The following is a 22,093-nucleotide window of genomic DNA, read 5'->3' as shown; positions in this document are numbered from 1 at the left end:
TGAGCAAGTTACAGATTTTCTTTAGGTTGTTCGGGCCATCGCTCGGCGCTGGGTAATTCCCCGAAATTGCACTCGTAAGTTTTCGGATAGGTAATGGGCTTACCACGATAGCACCTGTAGGAGTTTTGGCAGGTTTCAGAACCGGTCAGAATGCCAATTTTCACCCTTGGTCCTGATGGGGTAGGGCAGGGGTATGCTCAAAAACAATGAGGTGATGATCTGCCACCATTGCGTTCATCCATGGCAACCCCGCGGATGTTGTCCCCCAACCCCCAGGTCACGCTGGTCACCGGGCCGAGTCGCTCCGGCAAAAGCCGCTGGGCCGAATATCTGGCGCACCATTCCCAACGGCCCGTGATCTACGTTGCCACCAGCGTTTCCAGCTCCGACGACCCAGAATGGCAACAGCGGATTCGCCAACACCAACAGCGCCGACCTGCCCATTGGCGCACCCTCGAACCCCCCCTGGACCTGGTGGCCCTCTGCCAAAATCCCCCGCCTGCTAGCTGTCTGCTGGTGGACTCCCTCGGCGCCTGGGTCGCCCAATTCCTGGGCTGCGACGCCGCCGCCTGGCTCCTGATGCAAACCCAGTTCCTTACTGCCTTAGCAACCATCCCCACCCCCACCATTCTGGTTGCCGAAGAAGTAGGCTGGGGCGTTGTCCCGGCCTACCCCAGCGGGCGTTTATTTCGGGACCGGCTGGGCGAATTGGTGCAGGAACTAGGCCGCCTGGCCCAAACCGTGTACCTGGTCACCGGTGGCTGGGCACTCAACCTCACCCAACTCGGCCAACCCGTGCCTAGGACGGCGATTCGGGATTCTGTACCCCCCGCATAATCCGCGACAGTTCCGTTTTTTCATCCACCATCACCCGGGTCGGCGAACCGCTAATGATCCGTTCCAAATTGCGGAATGAATCCCGAATATCCGGCCCCTTATCGGTAATCACATATTCCCGAATCCCCTTGTCATGCCAAGAACCCCGCATTTTGAACACATTGATCGCCCGGGAAATTTCGCCGCGAATCTCCACATACTGCAACAACAAAATCGTATCCGTAATTGTGGAAATGTGAGACTCGGTAATCGAATGGGAACCCAAAAACTGGTCCAATGTATTCGTAAAAAAGCCGGTGATTTCCTGTTGCTTGGCAAACCCCGTCACCCCAATCACAAACTGGCGAAACGCATTGTTGCTCACCCCCCGGGCCAACGCCGACAGGGAATCAATCGCAAAACAGGACGGGCGAAAACTGGCAATTTCCGAACGCACAATTTGCATATGGTCCTCTAACCCCGTGGACTCCGGGTAGGCGCAGATAATTTTCAACAACCCCTGCCGTTCAAACCGCTCAAAATCCACCCCCCAGGAAGAGGCATTGCGGGACAACTGCGCGCGCGATTCCTCATAGGCAAACAACAGCGCCCGTTCCCCCCGTTGACAGGCATGTTCCAAAAACCGGCTCACCAACAGGGTTTTGCCCGTCCCTGTTGCCCCCGTCGCCAAAATAATCGAATCCTTGAAAAAGCCCCCACCACACATTTCATCCAATTTGGGAATCCCCGACGAGATGCGCACATTGGAAGAACGCTGGGTCAACTGCATCGCCCCCAACGGAAAGATATTGATCCCATCTTTGCTAATGGTAAAGGGATATTCCCCCTTCATGTGGGTTGTCCCCCGCAATTTGAGAATTTCGATGGTGCGGTGACGGCGTTCCATCTCCAACACATTCCGCAAAATCACCACATTATCCGAGACGAATTCTTCCACATCAAACCGGGCAATGGGGCCGTATTCATCAATCCGCTCCGTAGTCATAACCGTAGTGACCTGCAACTTTTTCAGCCGCGCCACTAGGATGAACAATTGATTGCGGATCATGGATATACCGTTGTTGCCGCTGTACTGCTGGAAAATGGCCGTTACCGAGTCAATAGAGACCCGTTTGGCTTTGAATTTTTCCACCGCATACTCGATCCGGGCAATCAGCGCCGAGAGGTCAAATTCCCCGATAATCTGCTGCCCCTCTGGCTCTGGGGAAGCATCCAAAATAAAGAGCTTGCCCTGGTCAATGAGGGCTTGCAAATTCCAGCCAAAACTGAGGGCATTTTTGATAATATCTTCGGGGGATTCCTCAAAGGTGACAAAAATCCCCGGTTCATCAAAATGGATGATGCCATTGTATAAAAACTGCATGGCAAAGATGGTCTTACCGGTGCCGGAAGTGCCACTGACAATCGTGCATCGGCCTGCCGGTAGCCCCCCATGACTCACCTCATCAAAGCCTTCGATCAAGGTGCGAATTTTTTGCACACCCGTTGCCGTTTCACCCGACATAGCTATCCCAACGTCGCATCCTCTTCCTCCAATTCATCATACAAGAGGTCTAGGCCAATCAATACCTTTTCCCGGTCCGACAGGTCACCAATAATCCGCCGCACCGGTGGGGGCAAAATCCGCGACAGGGTGGGCGTTGCCAGAATTTTATCCTCTTCTGCCAAGCGGGGATTGGCCAAAATATCAATCACTTTCAGGGTATAGACCCCCTTGAACTCCCGCGCCAAAATATCCCGCAAGGTGGCCAATGCCCGCACCGAATTGGGGGTGTTGCCCGCCACGTAGAGTTTGAGAATATACACTTTTTTGGTGGCGCGACTCATGGCTCTTCCCCCGTCTTTTCGACCATAGCACGGCGATAGCGTTCGCACAAATGGGCAATTACGTCAATCAAGGTTAAGCGGTAATCCAACACTAATTCTTCACTGCGGCCTTCCAATTTTAACTGTTTGGTAATTTCGTCCATAAACTGCACATGGATGCCCAATATCTCCGAAATGGGTACGTTGAGGCGATAGGCGACGTAGGTGAAACGGGCAATCCGTTCGTGGACGTGGGGGGCATTGCGAAAATAAAGCAGGATAATTTCGTAGTATAGTTTTTGTAATTGCTGTAGCCATTTTTGCTGTTCTTCCAGGGTTAATTTTGCCCAACCCTGTTGGGGAATCTCCTCGCACGTGGGGGGGGCAGTCATCGCCTGGGGCACCGGGACCAAATCCGAACCATCCATAGATTAAAGGTAGCATTCCAAACGGGGATCAACCAAAACGATATGCGGCTTGAGGGCCATTTCCCCCACCTGTTGCCCAATTCCCAAAAAACGTCCTTGCGCATCATACACCCGCCACCAAGGGGCTGGTGGGGCGCACCAAATTTGGGTTTGGCCTTGACACCAGGCGCGGGCTTGGGGCGCTGTTAGGGAGGCGACGGGGAGATGGGATAAAACCTGGTCGGGGGGCTGCAGCATTTGGCTGGGGGTGGCTGCGTCCAATTCGGCCAAGGGAATGCTGTGACGCAGGTCCATACCGCCGCTGTGGGTGCGTTCGAGGGCGCTGAGGGTGGCGGGAATCGCTAAGGTTTGCCCGATATCCCGCGCCAGGGCACGGATGTAGGTTCCGGGGCCGCAGTGGACAGATAGGGTGAGCTCCGGGAAGGGGCCGGGCTGCCAATGTTCAACCTCTAGGGCAAAAATCTCCACCTGGCGGGGGGATAGGATGACCGTTTCCCCGCGACGGGCTAGGTCGTAGGCGCGTTGGCCCTGCACGTGGACGGCGCTAAAAGCGGGTGGGGTTTGGGCAATTACGCCGATAAATTGGACCAGGACGCGCTCCACTTGGGCAAGGGTCAAATCCGGGACCGGCGTTTGCCTTTCGATTTCCCCGTCGAGGTCATCGGTGCGGGTTTGCACGCCAAAGCGAATGGTGGCGCGATAGCGTTTGGTGGGGGGCAAAAAGGGCAACAAACGGGTCGCCCGCCCGACGGCAATGGGCAAAACACCCGTAGCCGCTGGGTCGAGCGTGCCGCCATGCCCGACCCGTTTGCACCGTAACCGGCGCCGTACCTGGGCAACACAGTCATGGGAGGTCATCCCCAAGGGTTTATTCAGGTTGAGAAAACCATCCATGCGGGCTGCCAGCGTTATGGGCAGGTTGCTCAGGCGGTGAAGGTTGGGGTCTGCCCTTGCAACGGCAAAATTAGCGGCGACCCATCACCCGCCTGCACCCTTGATTGTTCATTGTACGTTACGGTTGCCTGGTGTTTGATAGGCTGAATTTGGCCGTCGGGACGGGTGCCAACCGATGGCTGGGGCATAGTTCGGGATGGAAAAGTCGGCCCCTTTCCTAACCGGAAAACCGCCTTTGCGTTTGCGGCGAGGGGACGATAGCCCGATGGGGTCGCGCTTGGCCTAGGAGGGAATTGCGCCGTCTGCCTGCTAGAGTAGTAGGTGAGCGAGAAATGCGGACAACCTATGTTTTGCGGGCATGATTTCCCTTCCCTGGCGCCAAGGTGCACCGCTGATTTTGGTTGTGGATGATGAACGGGCCATCCGCGAGGTATTGCAGCAGGAAATGGAGCGGGAGGGGTATCGCACGCTGACGGCGACCAATGGGGCGGAGGCGTTGGAACTATGTCACAAACATTTGCCGGATATGGTGTTGTTGGATGCGGTGATGCCGACGTTGGACGGGTTTCGCTGTTGTGCCGAAATTCGCCGCCGGCCGGAATGTCAGGATTTGCCGGTGTTGATGATTACCAGTTTGGACGATGAGGAGTCGGTGGCCGAGGCCTTTGCCGCAGGGGCTACAGACTACATCATCAAGCCGTCGAAGCAGATTCACTGGGGGGTGTTGCGGCAACGGGTGCGGCGTTTGCTCCAGGCCTATGCGGCGATGCGGGAGTTGCACCAGCGCAGTGCTCAGGAGCGCAAGTTGACCCAGATTACGGCGCAGGTGCGGCGGTCGTTGGATTTGGCGACCATTTTGCAGACGACGGTGCAGGAGGTGCAGGACCTGTTGCAGGTGGAACAGGTGGCGATCTGCGAGGTGAGGGAGACGGCCCACTTTACGGTCGAGGCAACCAGCGCGGGCTGGCCGTCGGTGTTGCATCTGGCGGTTGGGTTGCCCCAGGCGGTGGTTCAGGAACCCCAGCAGGGGTTGGTGCAGGTGAGCGATGGGGAGGCGGTGCCCACGGATTCCTGGTATGGGGCGTTGATGCGGCAATTTGGCATGCAGGCGTTTTTGGCCGTGCCGGTGGTGTTGGGGGAGCGGCTGTGGGGGTTGCTGACGGCGCACCACTATTCCACGCCCCGCACCTGGTCGCCCCACGAGGTGAATATGTTGCAACAGTTGACGATGCAGTTGGCCAGTGCGATTCAACAGGCGCAGTTGTACCAACAGTTGGAGATTGCCAATGGGGAGTTGCGCCGCTTGGCGGCGTCGGATGGCCTGACCCAGTTGTCCAACCGCCGCCGTTTTGATGAGTACCTCGCGGAGACATGGCAGCGGCTGCTGCAAAAGCCGGCACCCCTGTCGCTGATCCTGGCGGATATTGATTTTTTCAAAAGCTACAATGATACCTACGGTCATGTGGCCGGGGATGAATGCCTGCAACGGGTGGCCCAAGCGATTCGCCAGGTGGTCACGGGGGCGACCGGACTGGTGGCGCGCTACGGGGGGGAAGAGTTTGGGGTCATTTTGCCCGATACGCCGTTGGCGCCCGCAATGACGGTGGCCGAGCGGATGCGGGTGAAGGTGGTGCAGTTGCGGATTCCCCACGCCAATTCCCCGGTGCATGAGTATGTCACCCTGAGTTTGGGGGTGTCGAGTATGCTGCCCAGTCCCCAGACGGCGCCGGCGCAACTGGTAGCAGCGGCGGACCAGGCCCTGTACCAGGCCAAACAACAGGGGCGCAATTGTGTGGTTCCCTATTGAGGTAGCAGCGGATGCGATGGCGGTGGTGGCGACCCCGGTGTATTGCCCGGATTGAAATCAACGGCCTTATCAACGGGGCGATGCGCAAGCGGGTGTTGAGCGCCCTGCAGGTGGTCAAAACGAAGCGGTTTCCGGCGCTGCTGGTGCGGATTGACAGCCCCGGCGGCACGGTGGGGGATTCCCAGGAAATTTACGGTGCGCTGCGGGATTTGCAGTCCCAGATGCCGATTGTGGCCAGTTTTGGCAGCATTGCGGCGTCGGGGGGGGTGTACGTGGGCCTGGGCGCGCCCTACATCGTGGCCAATCCCGGCACGGTGACCGGCAGTATTGGCGTGATTTTGCGGGGGAATAATTTGGAGGAATTGCTCAAGAAAATTGGGGTTTCCTTCAAGGTGGTCAAGTCCGGGCCATATAAGGATATTCTGGCGTTTGACCGGGAATTGACCCCGGAAGAGCAAGGGATTTTACAGCAATTGATCGATGTGAGTTATCAGCAATTTGTGCATACGGTGGCCACCGCCCGCCATTTGCCTGTCGAGCAGGTGCGCACCTTTGCCGATGGGCGGATTTTTACGGGGGAGCAGGCGCTGGCGCTGGGGGTGGTAGACCGTCTGGGCACCGAGGAGGACGCCCGCCGCTGGGCTGCGGAATTGGCCGGACTGGACCCGGAACGGACGCCCGTGCGCACCATCCCAGGCCGTCCCCGTTCGCCCTTGGCCCGCCTGAGCGGCGCCAGTTTGCCCTGGGAATATGCGGGGATTCCGCTGTGGCTCTACAGCCCCTAGCCATGAAAAAACCAGCCCTGAGGGCTGGCCCTGACTGCTGTGTTGAGAGGAGAAAAGATCAAGGACTCCTGACCTTTGCTCTGTAAACAAATGTAAAGGGATGGGGGGGCAAATGCAAGTCCTAGGGGGAGCGGCGTTGCATGGCCTGCCACACCAGGCGGTCGAGGGCAGGGAGGAAACGGTCATCGGCGCTATAGGCCGGGTCGTCGCCAAAGACCACCAGGATGTAGGCCAAGCGGCCATCACTGCGGGTGACGATCACCCCATCGTGGCGGGTGGCACTGGTTTGTCCCTCCTTGCCCATGACGAAAGCATCGCCGGGCAAAGCGGCACCCAAAAAACCCGCCCAATGCTGGGCGCGACCTTGGGGGGGGCGTTCCATCAACTCTTGCATTTGGTGGCTCATGGCGGGGGAGACGGCCTGCAGGCTGTAGATTTCGTAGAGCAAGCGGGCGGTTTGCCAGGTAGAAAGCAGGTTGCGGCTGGGTTGGCTGTCGCCCCCCCGCAGTTGTTGCTCCCGTCCCTGGGGTTCTTCTTGCCCCAGGCTGTAGATAGGGAAATTTTTGTGTTGTAGGTTGAGATAGCCGTACCCTGCCGCCCGAAAAAAGTTGCTCAGTTGGGCCCGCTGTTGGCGCCATTGGAGAAATTGCTCCGGGGGTAGGGCATCCCCCGAGGTCGTACCGGTGATGGCATCCACCACCGCACTGGCAGCATCGTTGCTGGACTGTTGCATCATGGCTGCTAGGTCAACCTGGGCCGCCGTCTCGGCAGACAGCAGCCCCGCCTGCCGGTAGGCCAAAAAGGTCACCAGCCAAAACAACTTCACCACACTGGCCGGATAGCGCAACTGCTGTTGCTGATAGCCAGCAATCTGCAGGTCGTCCGGGCGGGTGACATCCATCAAGGTAATCGAGAGGGCCGCCAGGGGCAGACCCTGACCCTGCACCCAGGCCACCATCCGGTTCACAATTGCCTGGAGTTCGGGGCTGTAACGGGTGGGGGGGGCAGTCCGAACGTTATAGACCAGGGGTGCCGCCGTCGGCTCGGCAGGGGTAAGGCCGTCATCCCTGGAGGAGGTAGCTGAGGGCAGCGACGGTTGCGACCAGCGCCAGGCCAACCACCCCCCCGCCAGAAACCCGCCACTCCCAGCCGCCCCAAACACCAATAAACCCAGCCACGGCCAAGACCAGTGCCACTTGTAGGGTCTGCGCCCGCTTAATCCCACCTCACGCCCACCATACCACGCCTATCCAGTATAGCTGGGCATGCCGCTGCACTCCCCCCAAGCCAAAAAATACCCCACCCTAGGCGGGGCCACTTGGCTAGGTTCACCCAGCAAGACTTCAGGCCGGGGTAATGCTGGCGATCCGCCCCCCCTGCCGTTGAATTTGTTGCATCCGCAGCGAGAGTTGCTCGTAGGGCACCAACAGGGTTTGGGTACTGCGCCGCACCCGCGCCCCCGTCACCCCCGTCACTTCCACCCGGTACACCCGACTGCTGTCGCCGACCAACGCCCCCTGCCGCGCGGGCCCGGTCTGATTGGGGGTCGGTCGAAACGCCCAGGCATCATTCACCCCCGAAGGCGCAATCACCGTGTTGGCCCGATTGCGCGCCAAATCCCAAATCAGCCGCGGGTTGCGCTGCTCCACTTGCGCCCGGTCGCTGTTGGCATAGCCCCGGTACAGCCGGAACATCCGGGTAAAGCCCACCGTTTTTTGGCCCCGTTGCGACCAAAAACCCCGATAGTAGGGCACGATGTACTCGCCAAAATTCTCCTGGTACTCCGGGCTATCAATATAGCTGTCAATTTCCGCCTCGTAGCCCTGGTTGACGTAAATATCGTTGTGCAGGCTAATTTCCCGCTCGTCATAGGGGGCGCGCCCGAGCAAATGTTTGTAATTCAACTCGATAAACCGCACCTGGGGATGGGGATAGAAAAATTTGTTTTTATACAACTCAGATTTGGCCAACGCCCGCACAAATTCCCGCACGGTGATATTGCCATTGCGCAACTGCGACTCGGCAAACTTCAACCGCTCCGACCCCATAACGTAATCATTGCCAAGCACCTGGCGGTAGGCCGCCCGGATCACCCGCTCGTAATCTTGGGCTGTGGCTTGGCTACGCAGCTCAACCCGACTGTCCCGGTCAAACTCACTAATACCTAAATTCTGCGCCGAAGTGGATGTGGTCATGGCGTTTCTCCCCAAAGTAACAAACTGGCTCCCAAAAACAAACCCGGCAAGAACCACCCCCAAGGCGATTCCCACCGGGTTGGCGCCCCCAAGCCTAGCTCAGGGCGTTGATGGCGTAGTCAATGTAGTTGTTGGCTTCCGTGGCCGCCTGACCGGTCAGCCCATGATTGGCCTTGATGCTCTTGAGGGCTTCCACGTACCAACTGGGAGACAGATTGAAAGCGCTGTTAATTTCATCCAAACCGGCGAGCAAATACTCATCCATCGGCCCGGTGCCACCCACGATCAGGCAATAGGTGATCATCCGCAGGTAGTAGCCGATGTCCCGCGCACACTTGGCCTTGCCCCGCTCATCGTAGGCATACTCGTTGCCCTGCATTTGGGTCGTGTAGGGGAACTTGCTGTACACCGCCTGCGCCGCTTGGTTGATGAGCTGATCCGCTTTTGCCGTCAACTCCTTGGCCGCCTGCAAACCCGCCTGCGCCCGGCCAAACCGACCAAACGCCGCCTGCAATTCGGTGTTGCTCAAGAAACGACCTTCGCTATCGGCTGCCGCAATAATTTCCGTCAAAGGGGTCTTCATGATTCAGTCACTCCTAAAAAAACAACTCAACACAACCAGTCAGAGCACCAGCCCACTACACCACCGCTGCCGCCGCCCGGTCAAAGTAGCTGGCGATCTCGGAGATGATTTGGCTGCAATCCCCACGCGTAATGCCGTTGGGGTCGTTGACAATGGCAATCGCCGCTTCCTTCATCTTTTGAATGCCCACCGCCACCGACGCCCCCGGCACCCCCAGGGCTTGGTAGGTTTCCCGCAACCCATTCAAACACCGGTCATCCAACACACTGGCATCCCCGGCCAACACCGCATAGGTCACATAGCGCAGGATGATTTCCATATCCCGCAGACAGGCCGCCATCCGCCGACTGGTGTAAGCGTTGCCACCCGGTTGGATCAATTGGGGCTGTTCCGCAAACAGGCTGCGCGCCGCATTGGTGACAATGGCCGCCGCATTGGAAGTCATACGGTTGACGGCATCTAAACGCTTGTTGCTTTCGGCCACCATCGCCGACAGGGCATCAATCTGGGCAGCACTGATGAATTCCCCCCGCATGTCCGCTTGGGCAACAACTTTGGCAAATGCGTCCAACATGGATGTGAATCTCCTTAAAACGGAATCTGCATTAAACAGTTTTCATGGTGGAAGATGCAGCCGGCCCCCTCACCCCCTCGAACCATTCTCAAAAACCCACGGTTTCTCAGAATCGCCCCAAGAGGTGCAGAACCAAGCCCGCGGCCTAAACCGCACATCCTCCAAAAACCTTTATAACTGAAGATTAGAGCCAACTTTTTTAAGAATCATTGCAGAGCACTGCCGCCAGACCACGCGCCGATCAACCACCGCCAACCCATACCACAAAGGTATTACCCGTGTTCCATCCCCAAACCCCGGCCCGTCCGTTCGCCAAACTTTGTAACACAAATTAACATTAGTTTATTATTTCTGCAGATTAGGGCGGTTGGGGCGGGCCAATGGCGGCATTTTATTTATATTTCTTAATAAATTTGCCAAAACTCCTTAACATTCTCACAAAAGCGGGGGATGGCCGTCATAGTATCATCAGAAGTCAGGGTGCAAGCGAGCGGACGGCCCCAAGCATTCTAGATTGTGGAGACAGACCAATGGCGTTACCTTTGCTCAGTTACAAGCCGACCAGTCAGAATCAGCGGGTGGTGGGTTATGAGGTGCCAGGCGACGAGCAACCCCGGATGTTTACGACGGAAAATTTGCTCTCGCCCGGTGATATGGATGGGCTGATTTGGGCGGCCTACCGGCAGATTTTCAGCGAGCATCAGTTCATTAAGGCCAACCGGCAGACCATTTTGGAATCGCAGCTGCGCTACGGCCAGATTACGGTGCGGGATTTCATCCGGGGGCTGTTGCTCTCGGAGGCCTTCCGCCGGTACAACTACGATGTCAACGACAACTACCGTTTTGTGGAATTGGTGGTGCAGCGGGTGCTGGGGCGGGATGTCTACGGCCAGCCGGAAAAAATTGCCTGGTCCATTGTGTTGGCAACCAAGGGGATCAAGGGGTTTGTGGATGCCCTGCTCAACAGTGCGGAATATATGGAGAATTTTGGGGAGAATACGGTGCCCTACCAGCGGCGGCGGATTTTGCCCCAGCGGGCCATTGGGGATACGCCCTTTAATCTGAAAACGCCGCGTTATGGGCCTTACTACCGGCAAAAACTGGGCTTCCCGCAACTGGGGGCAGGGCTACCGGCCAAGCGGATTCCCGACCGGGGCCGCAAGGGGGGCGACCCTGCCGATTACCGGGAGTTGGCCCGCCTGATTATTTACGCGGTGAAAACGCCGCCGGCGACGGTCACCATTCCCCAGGACTTTCTGGCGGCTGTGCCCCGCCGCTAGGGGTTCAAAGGCAGTTTCTGCCGGGGGGGTCGGGCGATGGTGGGGAACCGCCAGCCCCGGTCAAACCCCCGTTCCGACATTTTCAGCACCGGGGCCGCCTGAAACCGCTTGAATTCTGCCTGTTGCACCATCTGCATCACCCGTTCCACCAAAGCGGGGTCGTGGCCGGCCTGGGCCATCTGAGCGGGCGTTTGCCGTTCCTGGAGCCAGCGCTGCAGGATGTCATCCAAGACGGGGTAAGGGGGCAAGGTGTCCTGGTCGGTTTGCCCCGGTTTGAGTTCGGCGCTGGGAGCCTTGGTGAGAATGTTTGGCGGGATAACGGCTAGGCCCCGCTGGGCTTGCGTATATTCATTGTACCAACAGGCAAGGGCGTACACCTGGGTTTTGAATAGGTCCCCGATTGGTGCCAGCGCCCCGCACATATCCCCGTAGAGGGTGCAGTATCCCACCGCCAGTTCCGATTTGTTGCCGGTCGCCAGCACCAGGGCACGGAATTTATTGGCCAGCGCCATCAGCAGCGTGCCCCGGATGCGGGCTTGGAGATTTTCTTCGGTGACATCGGCGGCGTAGTGGTGAAACAGGGGCGCCAGGGTCGTGGTGTAGCTGGCCATCAGCCCATGGATGGGAATTTTCTCCGTGGCGATGCCCAAATTGGCCGCCAGGGCCAGCGCATCGGTCACCGAGTGGTCAGAACTATAAGGCGAGGGCATCAGCACCCCCAACACCTGCTCCGGCCCTAGGGCCTGCACCGCCAAGGCCGCCACCACCGCCGAGTCAATGCCGCCGCTAAGTCCCACCAGTACCCGCTGGAAGCCGCTTTTGCGGACGTAGTCCTGAATCCCCAGCACCAGCGCCTGCCAAACCTCCGCCCAGGGGTCCAGGGGGGGATGCACCCGTGTCCCTTGCCATTGCCCCCGGACATGGGTCACCACCTGCACCTCCTGGGTAAACCCCGGCCCCCGATGCACCACCGTCCCCGTGCGGTCAAAAATCAAATTCTGCCCGTCAAATACCAGGGCATCCGTCCCCCCCACCTGATTGACATAAATCAGGGGAATTTGGTACTTGCGGGCGCAGTGGGCCAACAGGGATTCCCGCAGGGCCGGTTTCCCCTGCCAGTAGGGCGAGGCCGACAGATTAATCAACAGGTCAATCCCCCGTTCCACCAGCGGCGGCACGGGATTTTCCGGGTAACGGCGCCCGCTCCAAAATTCCTCGTCGTTCCAAACATCCTCACAAATCGTAATTCCCAAACGCCATTCCTGCCAGCGCAACACATTCACCTGGCGACCGGGCTGGAAATAGCGATGTTCATCAAAGACATCGTAATCCGGGAGCAACTGCTTATAAAACGTATAACGGACGCGCCCATCATACAGCAACGCCGCCCCATTAAAAAGCGGTTTTTCCCCGTTTTTCCACCAGTCGGGATTGGGGAAAATACTCCCCACCAACACCCCGATTTTCGGCGGCAAGCGCAAGGCCAAATGATGCAACACCGTTTGGCAATTTTCCACAAACAGCGGGTCGAGCACCAAATCCTGGGGCGGATAGCCACACAGGGACAACTCCGGCGTAATCAATAGCGAAATCCCCTGAAATGCACAGTTCTTGGCGGCCTGGAGAATTTTTTGACTGTTGCCCAGCAAGTCGCCGACGGTGGGATTTAACTGAGCCAAACCCAAACGCAGTTCACTCATACAAATACCAACGGTTTATCTTTGTAGGGTAAAAAAGCGCGTTCGTCGAAGCGGTATAAACTGGCTGGCCGCCCTGCCCCCCGCCAGACTTTTTTGCCCGTATCCCGCAAAAATCCCAGTTTCAACAGCCGGGCGCGAAAATTGGAATAATCGCTGAAATCTTCCCCCAAGATGATGGTGTAAAGTTGGTAGAGTTCTCCCAGGGTAAACAACTCCGGCAACACCTGAAAGGCAATCGGACTGTATTCCAACTTGTTGCGTAACCGCTGGTAGCCATAGCGGACGATCTGGGCGTGGTCTCCCCACAACGGCGGCAGTTGGTGTACCGACACCCAGCACACCGGTTCCGGTTCGACAAGCAACTGGGTACTGGCATACTGCACCAGGGCAAAATAGGCCACGCAGAGACACCGCTGCCCCTGCTGTTCCCGGTCATCCCGCCCCGGCCCGCCAAAGGTGTAAAGTTGTTCTAAGTACAAATGCTCGACTTTGACCTTGTTTGCCAACACTTGGTAGGCCTGTTCGGCCAGGGTGAGTTCTGGGGCCAGGGGCATCCCCGGCAACCGCGCCGGTTCCCCGCCCACGACCAGCACCAGTAGCCGGTGGGCCTCTATATCTACGGAAAAAATCACGGTGACCACATCCACACTGACGGGGGTCATACGGTAGAGGGGAGAACGACGTCCTGGTAGAGCTGATGTCGGCGAATGTAGTCCAACACGCCGGGGCTGAGTTCATCCAGGCGTTGCCCTTCGCGAAAGGCCCGCGAGGACCAATCCGGCACGGTAATCGGGGCGATGCTCACCCGGGGGCTAAGCTGTTTTAACCAATCCAAGGCCGCCGGGGCCAAGGTATAGCCGGTGCGGGGGATGATCACCACTTCCACCTGGGGGAACAATTCTTCCGCCTGATGCCAGCGGGGCAATTGGGGCAACAAATCCGCCCCCAACGCCAGGGTCAACCGCGCTTCCGGCCATTGGCTTTGCGCCCGTGCCACACTCACGCGGGTAAACCGATGGCTCAATTCCGGACACAAACGCACCTTGGGTTCCCCCAATTCCTGCACCAGACAGTCCAGCATGGCCATCCGATGCACCAAGGGGGTTTGCCCCTCCTTCATGGGGTTGTCCGCCGCCCACACCAGCACCAGGTCAAACGCCTGCGCCAGCCACTGAATAATCTGCCGGTGCGCCAATGTCGGAGGGTCCGCACTGGTGCCAAAGAGAGCCAAGCGTTGGGGAGCCGCCATCGTTGCCTCGGTAACAGTAAAATTATAGTGATTTTAACCAAAAATGAGGGATTGTGCCAAAACTAGGGTTGGGCAGCGCGATGCCCCAGATGTTCATCTCTACCTGCTGGGGGGTTGGGGCATTTCTATTACCTGATGTGCAGATGCATCTGTGAGTGAATTAAACGATGTGGAGAGAAAAAAGGGGGTGCCAAGGATTTGAGGATGGGAAATTAAATCAGAAAAAGCCCATGTTAAATTTCCGGCTCCCATTAGCGACGATAGATGCAAGACAAAGAAAGAGTAATACAGGTCAGGAACCCACAGACATAATTCTTGCCCTGCAACACATTGATGGGCACTATTGATGATGAACTCAAATTTCAGACAGATGACTGTATCTCGCTTATGGAATTTCTCGGATTGGGTGTTCAAGACTGAATTTCTAATGCTATAGCTAGGTAGGTTAAGGTTGTTGCCTGAAGATTCATGGCTACGCCTAGCGACCCATAGCATGTCAACCTTTGCCTGCTTAGCTATATAGTCGTTTCACAAGAAAATGCAACACTTTGAGGCACTGGTCATCGCTGTATCCCCTTCCAGGACAGGGTTTGCAGGTAAAGGCGAATGTTGCAAACTTGTTTGAAATGACTATAAAACTCAGAAGTGTTGCGCTCAAAACCGAGAGCATGACATATAGAGCCGCCCCCGTCGCCACCGGCGTTCTAACCCCAGGGCTGAACCAAGGAGAACAGCCACCCCTAGCCGGATGATGAACTCTATTTGGGTCATGCGCCATTCTCCAGCATGCCCCGCCAGCCCAACCAGAACATTTCACTTGCCCAAATCCAATCAATAACGGGGTTGATGCTGTTGGCAAATTCCTTGTTTTATCCGCTTAATCGTCCACATCAGTAGATTTTTGCCAAGTAGTCCTGCAACCACTACTGCCAAGAACATCTGTATCAAGCGGTACAGGGCGAAGGAAACATTGCCTTGGTGAAGGGTAATCAACATCAACAAAATTCTTCCGCGTCAACGGCTCTCCACCCCCAGAGCGAAACAACAGCAGCAGTTCGTACACCTGTGAAATTCAGTCCTGGCGGGCCGAACGCACCGCCGCCCAAAAACAACCGACACTTGCCGGGACACTCACCAGCAAGATACCCCAGGTCAGCGTTGGCCCCAACTGGGGATGACCATAGCCCAACTCAAACACACATCCCACAGCCGCGATGGCCGACACGCACGCACCTGCCAAAAACAGACCACTGACCGGGGTCAAGGGACTCATCACGACCGCACCCGCCGCACATCCGCCAGGGAAAACCGGTGTTTGCTCAATTCCTGCGCCAAGGCCAGGGGATTTTCCACCCGGTCCACAAACATCACCCCTTGCAGGTGATCCATTTCGTGCAAAATTACCCGCGCCGTCAGACCCACAAATTCGCGCCGCTGCAATTTACCGGTTTCGTCTTTGAAACTCACAGTCACCTGCGCCGGACGTTTCACCGGCAAAAACACCCCCGGAATACTCAAACATCCCTCCTCGCCCGTTTCTAGGGTGTCACTCTGGGCTTCCAGCACCGGATTAATCAACACCAAAGGTGGCGTGGCTGGATTTTCCGGGTCGGTATCCACCACCAACATCTGTTTCAAAATCCCCACCTGGGGGGCAGCCAGACCGATCCCCTCCTTGCTGTACATGGTCTGGAGCATCCGGATGGCCAATTCCCGCAACTCCTGGTTGATGTGGGTGACCCGCTTGGCCACCTGCCGCAAAACCTTGCTGCCCAAAATCTCTACGCGCAGCGGCGGGGTTTTTAACTTTTCTTTGCTGATTGTTAAGGTGGCGCCGGCCATAATGCCCATTTCGTAACCCCTTTTTTAATGTAGCATGAGTATATCCCCAGCAGCAGGGCGATGATGGCGGAACCTCAGCGTACCATCCGGTTTCAATTTCCTGTGACCCCGGAACGGGTGCCGCAGTACGTTAACATTACCCTAGCCAATCACGTGAATGACGATGTGGTGCTAGATTTTGGGTTTTTGGACCCTTTTTGTCTGCCTGCGGGTTTGCCGTCGAATGGGGCGGAATCCGGCGCAGTGATGGTGCAGCCGGTGGCGCGGGTGGCAATGAATCTGCGGGTGGCCGAGCAATTGTACCAACAACTGCACGCACTTTTGACGGAACGTCGCCGTCAGCGTTTGCCGGGAGTGCGGCATTATCCCCAGCAACCGCCTACCAATCCTGCTGTTTAATCTGACCGGCGTATGTCGCTGCTGTTGGTGGAAGATGACCCGGAACTGCGGGAACCCCTGACGGCTTTGTTGCGGCAACAGGGGTATGCGGTGGAAGCGGTTGCCGATGGGCAAATGGCCTATCAACTGGCGACCCAAAATAGCTATGAATTGTTGATTTTGGATTGGCTGGTGCCCGCTTTGGATGGCTTGACCCTTTGTCAACGGTTGCGGCAGCAGGGGTTGACCACGCCGGTTTTGTTTTTGACCGCCCGCGATAGTCTGACGGACCGGGTGCAGGGGTTGGATGCGGGGGCGGATGATTATCTGGTCAAACCGTTTGCGTTTGCCGAGTTGGCAGCGCGGGTGCGGGCGTTGTTGCGGCGGGCACCGGGGGGGATGCCCCTAACCCGTTTGCAGGTGGGGACGTTGGTGTTGGTACCGGAGCAGCGGTTGGCCTACCGGGGCGGGCGGCAAATTCTGTTGTCGGAGAAGGAAACGCAACTGTTGCTGGTGTTGATGCAACATCCGGGGCAGATTGTGTCCCATGCCCAGTTGGCGGCGCAGTTGTGGCCGGGGGAACCGCAGGTGGACCGGAATCTGTTGGCGGCTCAGGTGCGTCTGTTGCGGCGTAAATTGGAGCGACCATCGGAACCGCCGTTGATTCAGACCTGGTACGGGCGGGGGTATGGGCTGTTGCCCCCTTGAGTTGCGGCATGGGGTATGATGAAGGCTAATTGGCGTTGACGGAAGGTTGCACCAGTGGGAGCGGTTATGGGGAGGAAACGGTGGCTATGGGGAGTGGGTTTGATGGTGGTGCTTGGGGGCATGGCACCGCCGGCGCAGGCGGCGCGCACGGTGAATTTCTGGTTTAATATTTTGGAGGTGGCAAGTATTTCGGTGGCGGATTTACGCCGGTTTGTGGATAAGAAAGAACTGTCGCCCCGTTTGCAGGGTACGCTGCGGCTGTTGCCCGAAAAGGACCGGCAGGGCCTAGAGCAGATTTTGCGTTTTAAGTTGGCTTTGGAGGCCCGCCAGGTGGTGCGTCTGGTGGATTCGCCTGCGGTGGAAAAGACGTTGGCGCAGATTCCGCCTTTGTTTTTGCCCAACCAGTCGGCTGCGGTGTTGCCGGGGATGAAGGGGGCCATCATTTTGGCGGCCATTCCGCGGGAAAAGGGGGGGTTCCGGGACAAGGATGGGTTTGGGTTGGTGAATGTTCTGGAGGCGTACCCGGCAGCGGAAATGAATATGGATATTCCGGCACTGTTGCGGCTGGGGCAGCAGGGGTTTGATCTGCAGAAGCTGCTGGGGGGCGGTCTCGGTCGCTAGATGGAGGTTTTGGTCACAGGGGGAACGGGGTTCATCGGCGCGCGGCTGGTGACGCGTCTGCGGGAACGGGGGGCGCAGGTGCGGCTTGTGACCCGTCATCCCCAACGGGCGCAGCGGCTGTTTCCCTGGGCGGCGGTGTGGCCGGTGACGGCGTTGGCGCAGGCGGTCGCAGGCTGCAGTGGGGTGGTGAATCTGGCGGGGGAACCGATTATTGGGCGGTGGACGCCAGAGCGCCGGCGGGCGATTCGCGAGAGCCGGGTGGGTTATACCCAGCAATTGGTGCAGGCGATAGCCCAGGCGCCGGTGCGTCCTGAGGTGCTGGTGAATGCCTCGGCGATTGGCTACTACGGGGCGAGCGAAACGGCGGTGTTTACGGAAGAAAGTCCGCCGGGGGAGGGTTTTTTGGCGCAGGTGTGTCGGGATTGGGAACAGGCGGCGCAGGCGGTGCAGGAGTTGGGGGTGCGGTTGGTGATTTTTCGCATTGGCATTGTGTTGGGGATGGGGGGTGCCCTGGCGCGGATTTTGCCGCCGTTTCGGGCGTTTTTGGGGGGGCCGATTGGTTCGGGCCGCCAGTGGTTTGCCTGGATTCACCAGGAGGATATGGTGAATTTGATTCTGACGGCGTTGACTGACCCGGCCTGGCAGGGGGTGTACAATGCGACTGCGCCCCAACCGGTGCGAATGGCGGAGTTGTGTCGTACCCTGGGGCGGGTGTTGCAGCGGCCTTCTTGGTTGCCGGTGCCGGGGGTGCTGCTGGAGCTGCTGTTGGGGGATGCGGCGCAGGTCATTCTCACCGGCCAACAGGTGTTGCCCCAGCGGGTGCTGGCGATGGGCTTTGCCTACCAATACCCCACCTTGGCGCCGGCGCTGCAAAGTATTCTCCAGCCGGGGGCAGCAAGCGGGTGACTACGGCGCGAATCGTCGGTTTTGTCGGTGTTGCCCATCTTCCTTGCTGGCGACCCGGCGTTCGACGATGACCTGGGGGGTGCGTTGATGGCTATGGATGAGGAGTTAGCGTTGTTGGCGTCCACGCTGCGGCGGGCAGGTGCGGCGGTGCGCCAGGTTATTGGCAGGGGGTTACAAACGACGTACAAAACGGGGGATGACCCGTTGACCCAGGCGGATGTGGCGGCCAATCAAATTTTGCAGGCCAGCCTGTTGGGGGCGTTTCCCGAGGATGGCTGGCTGTCGGAAGAAACCCAGGATAACCCCCACCGGTTGACCCGGCAGCGGGTGTGGGTGGTTGACCCGATTGACGGCACCCGCGAGTTGGTGGCGGGAATTCCCGAATATGCCCTGTCGGTGGCGCTGGTGGTCGCGGGGATGCCCCAACTGGGGGGCGTCTATAACCCGGCGACGGAGGAGCTGTTTTTGGGGGTGGTCGGCCAAGGGGTCACTGCCAATGGGCAACCGGTGCGGGCGGACCATCCCTTGGGGGCGCAGCCGCTGGTGTTGGCCAGCCGTTCGGAGGTGCAGCGGGGGGAATGGACCCAATTCCAGGAACAGATGGCGGTGCAGGCGGTGGGGTCGATTGCCTACAAGTTGGCGTTGGTGGCGGCAGGACGCGCAGATGCCACCTTGAGCTTGCGGCCCAAACACGAATGGGATGTGGCGGGGGGTGTGGCGCTGGTGTTGGCGGCAGGGGGCGTGGTCACGACGGCGACGGGGGCGCCTTTGGTGTTTAACCAAATGCCACCTTTGCTCCCGAACATTCTGGCGACCACCCAAGCGGCAGCTCCGGTGATCCGGCAACGGCTGGCCGCCACACTAGGATAGAAAAGACCGGGAAATCCTAGGGGGGCGGGGATGAAAACGGCGCAGGAATTGCGGCAATTGTTGCAACGCAAGTGGGGCCATGCCTACGATGTGCAACTGCGGCGGCTGCGGGACCGCGTTTATTTCCAGGTGATGTGGCGGTATTTGGAGCAGGCGTCCTTCCCGTTGAGTGAGGAAGAATATCTGGCCCATTTGCAGCGGGTATTGCTTTATCTCCATGAATGGCAAGCCGTTGACCAGGTTTGGCAGTGGTTGGAACAGACCCGTGAACGCCCCCGGTTGGGACGGGCGGTGAGTTTACCTCTGACTCTGGGGCAACGGGCAAGGGAGTGGTTGGGAGAACCGGGGTAAATGCCGCAGGCGGATGTGTTGATCCTGACCAACGGGCCGGGGGAGGTGGCGACATGGGTGCGTCCGGTGGTGACCCAACTGCACCGCACCTGGGGCGAACGGCTGCGGATTTCGGTGGTACTGTCTCCCTGTCCCCACAGCACAGGTGCCGAAGTCCACATCCTGCAACGGTTGCCGGGGGTGGCGCGGGTGCAGGCCGCTCGGGATTTTTGGCCGTTTTTGCTGTGGGGGCGCACGGCGGCGGGTTGGGATTGGCTGCCCCGCGGGGTGGTGGTGTTTTTGGGGGGCGACCCGTTTTATACCCTGGTGTGCGGCTGGCGCTTGGGCTATCCGACCCTGGCTTATGCGGAAGTGCGGGTGCGCTGGCCGGGGTGGTTTACGGCTTTGGCGCTGCGGCATCCCCAGTTGCTGGCGCAGGTGCCTTGCCGAGACCGTGCCCGGGCGCGGGTGGTGGGGGATTTGATGGTGGCCGCCACGGCAATCCATCCTGCCGCTCAAGACCGGCCTACCCCCGAGGCCCCGGCGCTGATTGGTCTCCTGCCCGGTTCCAAACCCAACAAACTCCGCCAGGGAGTGCCCTTTTGTTTGACGGTGGCGGCTTGGCTGCGGGCGCAGCGGGTGCCGGTGGAATTTGTGTTGCCGGTGGCCCCGACCCTGAGCTTGTCCGCGTTGGCCCGTTATGCCGACCCCCAGTACAACCCCCTGATTCAGCGGCTGGGGTGGGCGTCTGCCACTTTGGCGCAGGTGGGCCAAACGGCCTACCTGGTGGTCAACCCCCACCTACGGGTGCGGCTGGTGTCCACCTTTCCCGCCTACGAGGTGTTGCAAGCCTGTCATCTTTGTGTGACCACCGTGGGGGCAAACACGGCAGAACTAGGGGCGTTGGGGGTACCGATGATTGTCCTGGTGTTGACCCATCAGCCGGTGGGAGAGGTTGTGCGGGCGTGGGACGGGCTGGCGGGGGTCTTGGCGCAGGTGCCGGGCTTGGGTAAAGGCTTTGCCACCCTGTACAGCCGCTGGATGCACAAACGGCTAGGACTACTGGCCTGGCCAAATATCTGGGCGGGGCGGCAGATTGTGCCGGAATTGGTGGGGGCGATTGCTCCAGAGACCGTAGGCGCCCTGATTCAGGAATGGTTGGCGACACCGGAACACCTAACCCGAATGCGGCAGGAATTGCTCCAGGTGCGGGGCGCCTTGGGGGCAGACCAGGCCGTGGCCGAAATGGTCACCCAACTGCTCAACAATGGTAAGATTAAATAATGGCAGTGATAGGTTTCCCCGTGTCTTTTTACACCAACCCTCCCTATCTTCTCTTGGTTATGGGGTTATTAGCGGCGCTGACAGCCGGTAGTGCCTTCAACGCTCTGTTAAAACAAGCCGTCCAGTCCTGGCAAACGCAGCATTCGACCCGTACCTTGGCGGAAGTGCGCCGCCAACTCCAACTCCCGATCATCGGCATTGCCGGGGGCATGACCGGTTTTTTGGCCGCCGGAGTGAATATCTTTGGGTTTCCCTGGCTGTGGGCTTTGGGGGTAGCAGTGGGGCTAACCGTGGCCACAACCCTCCTGATTTGGGCCCAGTTGAACCGCCTGCTGGTGGAATTAGAGCGGGGTAATGGGGCGGTCTTGTCCCTGGATAATCTGTTTATGTAATTCCATGCAGGTTTTGAGTTGACACTCCCACCGACGAAGGTCGGGGAATTTTTACGCAGCCCACAAACGGACTCGTAAAGGTGCTGTCAAGACACCCCGAGACGGTTCCTTGCAACCATAGCTAAGCAGGCAAAGTTTGGCATATATAGTCATTTCAAACCAGTTTGCGACATGCGCCTTTACCTGCAAACCCTGTCCTGGAAGGGGATACAGCGATGACCAGTGCCTCAAAGTGTTGCATTTTCTTGTGAAACGACTATAGAACAGATGACTGAATCGATAAGGTCATGAAGGTTTTGGGTTGTATAGCTAAGCATACAAGGGTTGACATGATATAGGTCACTGGGCGTAACCCCACCTTGGTTTCCCATAGCGAAGTGTGACGTATCCATGAATCTTAAGGCGACAACCCTAACCTACCTAGCTATATAATCTTAGCACTATGACCTTTTTGATCGTTCTGTTTCGGGCGATAATCACCAGTTTCTGACCACATTTTTAACCATCTTTGTATGGTTCTGATGCTCATACCAAATAACTCACTAACCTCAACTCGTTTTGCCCCCTTTAAGACTGCTGCGACTGCTTTTTGACGCAAATCGTAACTGTATGGTCTTGCCATCG

General features: G+C 58.2%; 27 protein-coding genes. 12 read left to right on the top strand and 15 right to left on the bottom strand.

Annotated elements, in window-relative coordinates:
• Positions 1 to 240 precede the first annotated feature (240 nt).
• Complete coding sequence (cobU, locus tag ACWISF_RS00905) at positions 241 to 837, top strand: bifunctional adenosylcobinamide kinase/adenosylcobinamide-phosphate guanylyltransferase (RefSeq protein WP_448379715.1); 597 nt, start codon at positions 241 to 243, stop codon at positions 835 to 837.
• Here cobU and kaiC read toward each other — a convergent pair.
• Genes kaiC through ACWISF_RS00880 form a run of 5 tightly spaced genes read right to left on the bottom strand, consistent with a single transcriptional unit; the run spans position 800 to position 4,153 of the window.
• Positions 800 to 2,341 (bottom strand): circadian clock protein KaiC, encoded by a 1,542-nt coding sequence (kaiC, locus tag ACWISF_RS00900; RefSeq protein ID WP_448379714.1) that lies wholly within the window; start codon positions 2,339 to 2,341, stop codon positions 800 to 802. The genes cobU and kaiC overlap by 38 nt on opposite strands.
• Positions 2,342 to 2,343: 2 nt before the next feature.
• A complete protein-coding gene (gene kaiB / locus ACWISF_RS00895) occupies positions 2,344 to 2,664 on the bottom strand; it encodes a circadian clock protein KaiB (protein ID WP_448379713.1) in 321 nt (106 codons plus the stop codon).
• Entirely contained in the window at positions 2,661 to 3,071 is a 411-nt protein-coding gene (locus ACWISF_RS00890; protein ID WP_448379712.1) for a circadian clock protein KaiA, read from the bottom strand. The genes kaiB and ACWISF_RS00890 overlap by 4 nt, the downstream gene beginning before the upstream one ends.
• Positions 3,072 to 3,074: 3 nt before the next feature.
• Positions 3,075 to 3,965, bottom strand: a complete 891-nt coding sequence (gene truB / locus ACWISF_RS00885; RefSeq protein ID WP_448379711.1) for a tRNA pseudouridine(55) synthase TruB — start codon at positions 3,963 to 3,965, stop codon at positions 3,075 to 3,077.
• Between the two features lie 29 nt (positions 3,966 to 3,994).
• Positions 3,995 to 4,153: a hypothetical protein gene (locus tag ACWISF_RS00880; protein WP_448379710.1), complete on the bottom strand. Its 159-nt coding sequence runs from the start codon at positions 4,151 to 4,153 to the stop codon at positions 3,995 to 3,997.
• A 170-nt stretch (positions 4,154 to 4,323) separates the two neighbouring features.
• On the opposite strand from ACWISF_RS00880, the gene ACWISF_RS00875 reads away from it, so the two are divergent.
• Complete coding sequence (locus ACWISF_RS00875; RefSeq protein WP_448379709.1) at positions 4,324 to 5,772, top strand: diguanylate cyclase domain-containing protein; 1,449 nt, start codon at positions 4,324 to 4,326, stop codon at positions 5,770 to 5,772.
• Between the two features lie 11 nt (positions 5,773 to 5,783).
• Complete coding sequence (gene sppA, locus ACWISF_RS00870) at positions 5,784 to 6,557, top strand: signal peptide peptidase SppA (RefSeq protein WP_448379708.1); 774 nt, start codon at positions 5,784 to 5,786, stop codon at positions 6,555 to 6,557.
• Positions 6,558 to 6,678: 121 nt separating this feature from the next.
• Here the strand turns inward: sppA and ACWISF_RS00865 are convergent, their stop codons facing one another.
• The 4 genes from ACWISF_RS00865 to ACWISF_RS00850 form a co-directional block, all read right to left on the bottom strand.
• Positions 6,679 to 7,782, bottom strand: coding sequence for a serine hydrolase (locus ACWISF_RS00865; protein WP_448379707.1), 1,104 nt, complete (start codon positions 7,780 to 7,782; stop codon positions 6,679 to 6,681).
• A 118-nt stretch (positions 7,783 to 7,900) separates the two neighbouring features.
• Positions 7,901 to 8,752 (bottom strand): phycobilisome rod-core linker polypeptide, encoded by an 852-nt coding sequence (locus tag ACWISF_RS00860; protein WP_448379706.1) that lies wholly within the window; start codon positions 8,750 to 8,752, stop codon positions 7,901 to 7,903.
• 94 nt (positions 8,753 to 8,846) lie between these two features.
• A complete protein-coding gene (cpcA, locus tag ACWISF_RS00855; protein ID WP_448379705.1) occupies positions 8,847 to 9,335 on the bottom strand; it encodes a phycocyanin subunit alpha in 489 nt (162 codons plus the stop codon).
• Positions 9,336 to 9,390: 55 nt separating this feature from the next.
• Entirely contained in the window at positions 9,391 to 9,909 is a 519-nt protein-coding gene (locus tag ACWISF_RS00850) for a phycocyanin subunit beta (protein ID WP_448379704.1), read from the bottom strand.
• Positions 9,910 to 10,439: 530 nt separating this feature from the next.
• Between ACWISF_RS00850 and ACWISF_RS00845 the strand changes: the two genes are divergently transcribed.
• Positions 10,440 to 11,189 (top strand): phycobilisome rod-core linker polypeptide, encoded by a 750-nt coding sequence (locus tag ACWISF_RS00845; protein ID WP_448379703.1) that lies wholly within the window; start codon positions 10,440 to 10,442, stop codon positions 11,187 to 11,189.
• On the opposite strand, the gene ACWISF_RS00840 is transcribed toward ACWISF_RS00845, so the two are convergent.
• The 5 genes from ACWISF_RS00840 to def form a co-directional block, all read right to left on the bottom strand.
• Positions 11,186 to 12,889 carry an NAD+ synthase gene (locus tag ACWISF_RS00840; RefSeq protein WP_448379702.1) on the bottom strand — a complete coding sequence of 568 codons (1,704 nt, stop codon included), beginning with the start codon at positions 12,887 to 12,889 and terminating at the stop codon, positions 11,186 to 11,188. The two genes, ACWISF_RS00845 and ACWISF_RS00840, sit on opposite strands and share 4 nt — an antisense overlap.
• Positions 12,886 to 13,551 carry an NUDIX hydrolase gene (locus ACWISF_RS00835; protein WP_448379701.1) on the bottom strand — a complete coding sequence of 222 codons (666 nt, stop codon included), beginning with the start codon at positions 13,549 to 13,551 and terminating at the stop codon, positions 12,886 to 12,888. The genes ACWISF_RS00840 and ACWISF_RS00835 overlap by 4 nt, the downstream gene beginning before the upstream one ends.
• Positions 13,548 to 14,138, bottom strand: a complete 591-nt coding sequence (locus tag ACWISF_RS00830) for a nicotinate-nucleotide adenylyltransferase (RefSeq protein WP_448379700.1) — start codon at positions 14,136 to 14,138, stop codon at positions 13,548 to 13,550. Before ACWISF_RS00830 ends, ACWISF_RS00835 begins: the two co-directional genes overlap by 4 nt.
• Before the next feature lie 1,072 nt (positions 14,139 to 15,210).
• Positions 15,211 to 15,411 carry a hypothetical protein gene (locus tag ACWISF_RS00825; protein ID WP_448379699.1) on the bottom strand — a complete coding sequence of 67 codons (201 nt, stop codon included), beginning with the start codon at positions 15,409 to 15,411 and terminating at the stop codon, positions 15,211 to 15,213.
• The gene (gene def / locus ACWISF_RS00820) at positions 15,411 to 15,980 is read right to left on the bottom strand and encodes a peptide deformylase (RefSeq protein WP_448379720.1); all 570 of its coding nucleotides are present in this window, start codon (positions 15,978 to 15,980) and stop codon (positions 15,411 to 15,413) included. Before def ends, ACWISF_RS00825 begins: the two co-directional genes overlap by 1 nt.
• Positions 15,981 to 16,040: 60 nt before the next feature.
• On the opposite strand from def, the gene ACWISF_RS00815 reads away from it, so the two are divergent.
• The 8 genes from ACWISF_RS00815 (at position 16,041) to ACWISF_RS00780 (ending at position 21,469) form a co-directional block, all read left to right on the top strand.
• A complete protein-coding gene (locus tag ACWISF_RS00815; protein WP_448379698.1) occupies positions 16,041 to 16,379 on the top strand; it encodes a hypothetical protein in 339 nt (112 codons plus the stop codon).
• Positions 16,380 to 16,391: 12 nt separating this feature from the next.
• Complete coding sequence (locus tag ACWISF_RS00810; RefSeq protein WP_448379697.1) at positions 16,392 to 17,066, top strand: response regulator transcription factor; 675 nt, start codon at positions 16,392 to 16,394, stop codon at positions 17,064 to 17,066.
• A gap of 66 nt (positions 17,067 to 17,132) precedes the next feature.
• The gene (locus tag ACWISF_RS00805; RefSeq protein WP_448379696.1) at positions 17,133 to 17,687 is read left to right on the top strand and encodes an alpha/beta hydrolase; all 555 of its coding nucleotides are present in this window, start codon (positions 17,133 to 17,135) and stop codon (positions 17,685 to 17,687) included.
• On the top strand, positions 17,688 to 18,593 hold the full coding sequence (gene thyD, locus ACWISF_RS00800) for a thylakoid membrane protein ThyD (protein ID WP_448379695.1): 906 nt from the start codon (positions 17,688 to 17,690) through the stop codon (positions 18,591 to 18,593). It begins immediately after the preceding gene.
• 27 nt (positions 18,594 to 18,620) lie between these two features.
• On the top strand, positions 18,621 to 19,463 hold the full coding sequence (locus ACWISF_RS00795) for a 3'(2'),5'-bisphosphate nucleotidase CysQ (protein ID WP_448379719.1): 843 nt from the start codon (positions 18,621 to 18,623) through the stop codon (positions 19,461 to 19,463).
• Between the two features lie 30 nt (positions 19,464 to 19,493).
• Complete coding sequence (locus tag ACWISF_RS00790; protein WP_448379694.1) at positions 19,494 to 19,814, top strand: DUF3067 family protein; 321 nt, start codon at positions 19,494 to 19,496, stop codon at positions 19,812 to 19,814.
• Positions 19,815 to 21,077 carry a lipid-A-disaccharide synthase gene (locus ACWISF_RS00785; RefSeq protein ID WP_448379693.1) on the top strand — a complete coding sequence of 421 codons (1,263 nt, stop codon included), beginning with the start codon at positions 19,815 to 19,817 and terminating at the stop codon, positions 21,075 to 21,077. It begins immediately after the preceding gene.
• 59 nt (positions 21,078 to 21,136) lie between these two features.
• Complete coding sequence (locus ACWISF_RS00780; protein WP_448379692.1) at positions 21,137 to 21,469, top strand: hypothetical protein; 333 nt, start codon at positions 21,137 to 21,139, stop codon at positions 21,467 to 21,469.
• Positions 21,470 to 21,893: 424 nt separating this feature from the next.
• Here the strand turns inward: ACWISF_RS00780 and ACWISF_RS00775 are convergent.
• A partial coding sequence (locus ACWISF_RS00775) for a helix-turn-helix domain-containing protein (protein WP_448379691.1) occupies positions 21,894 to 22,093 on the bottom strand: 200 nt, incomplete at its 5' end.

It is taken from the genome of Gloeomargarita sp., assembly GCF_053491055.1.
Note: the sequence above shows the minus strand (reverse complement) of the source record. Positions and strands in the feature narration are given on the sequence as shown.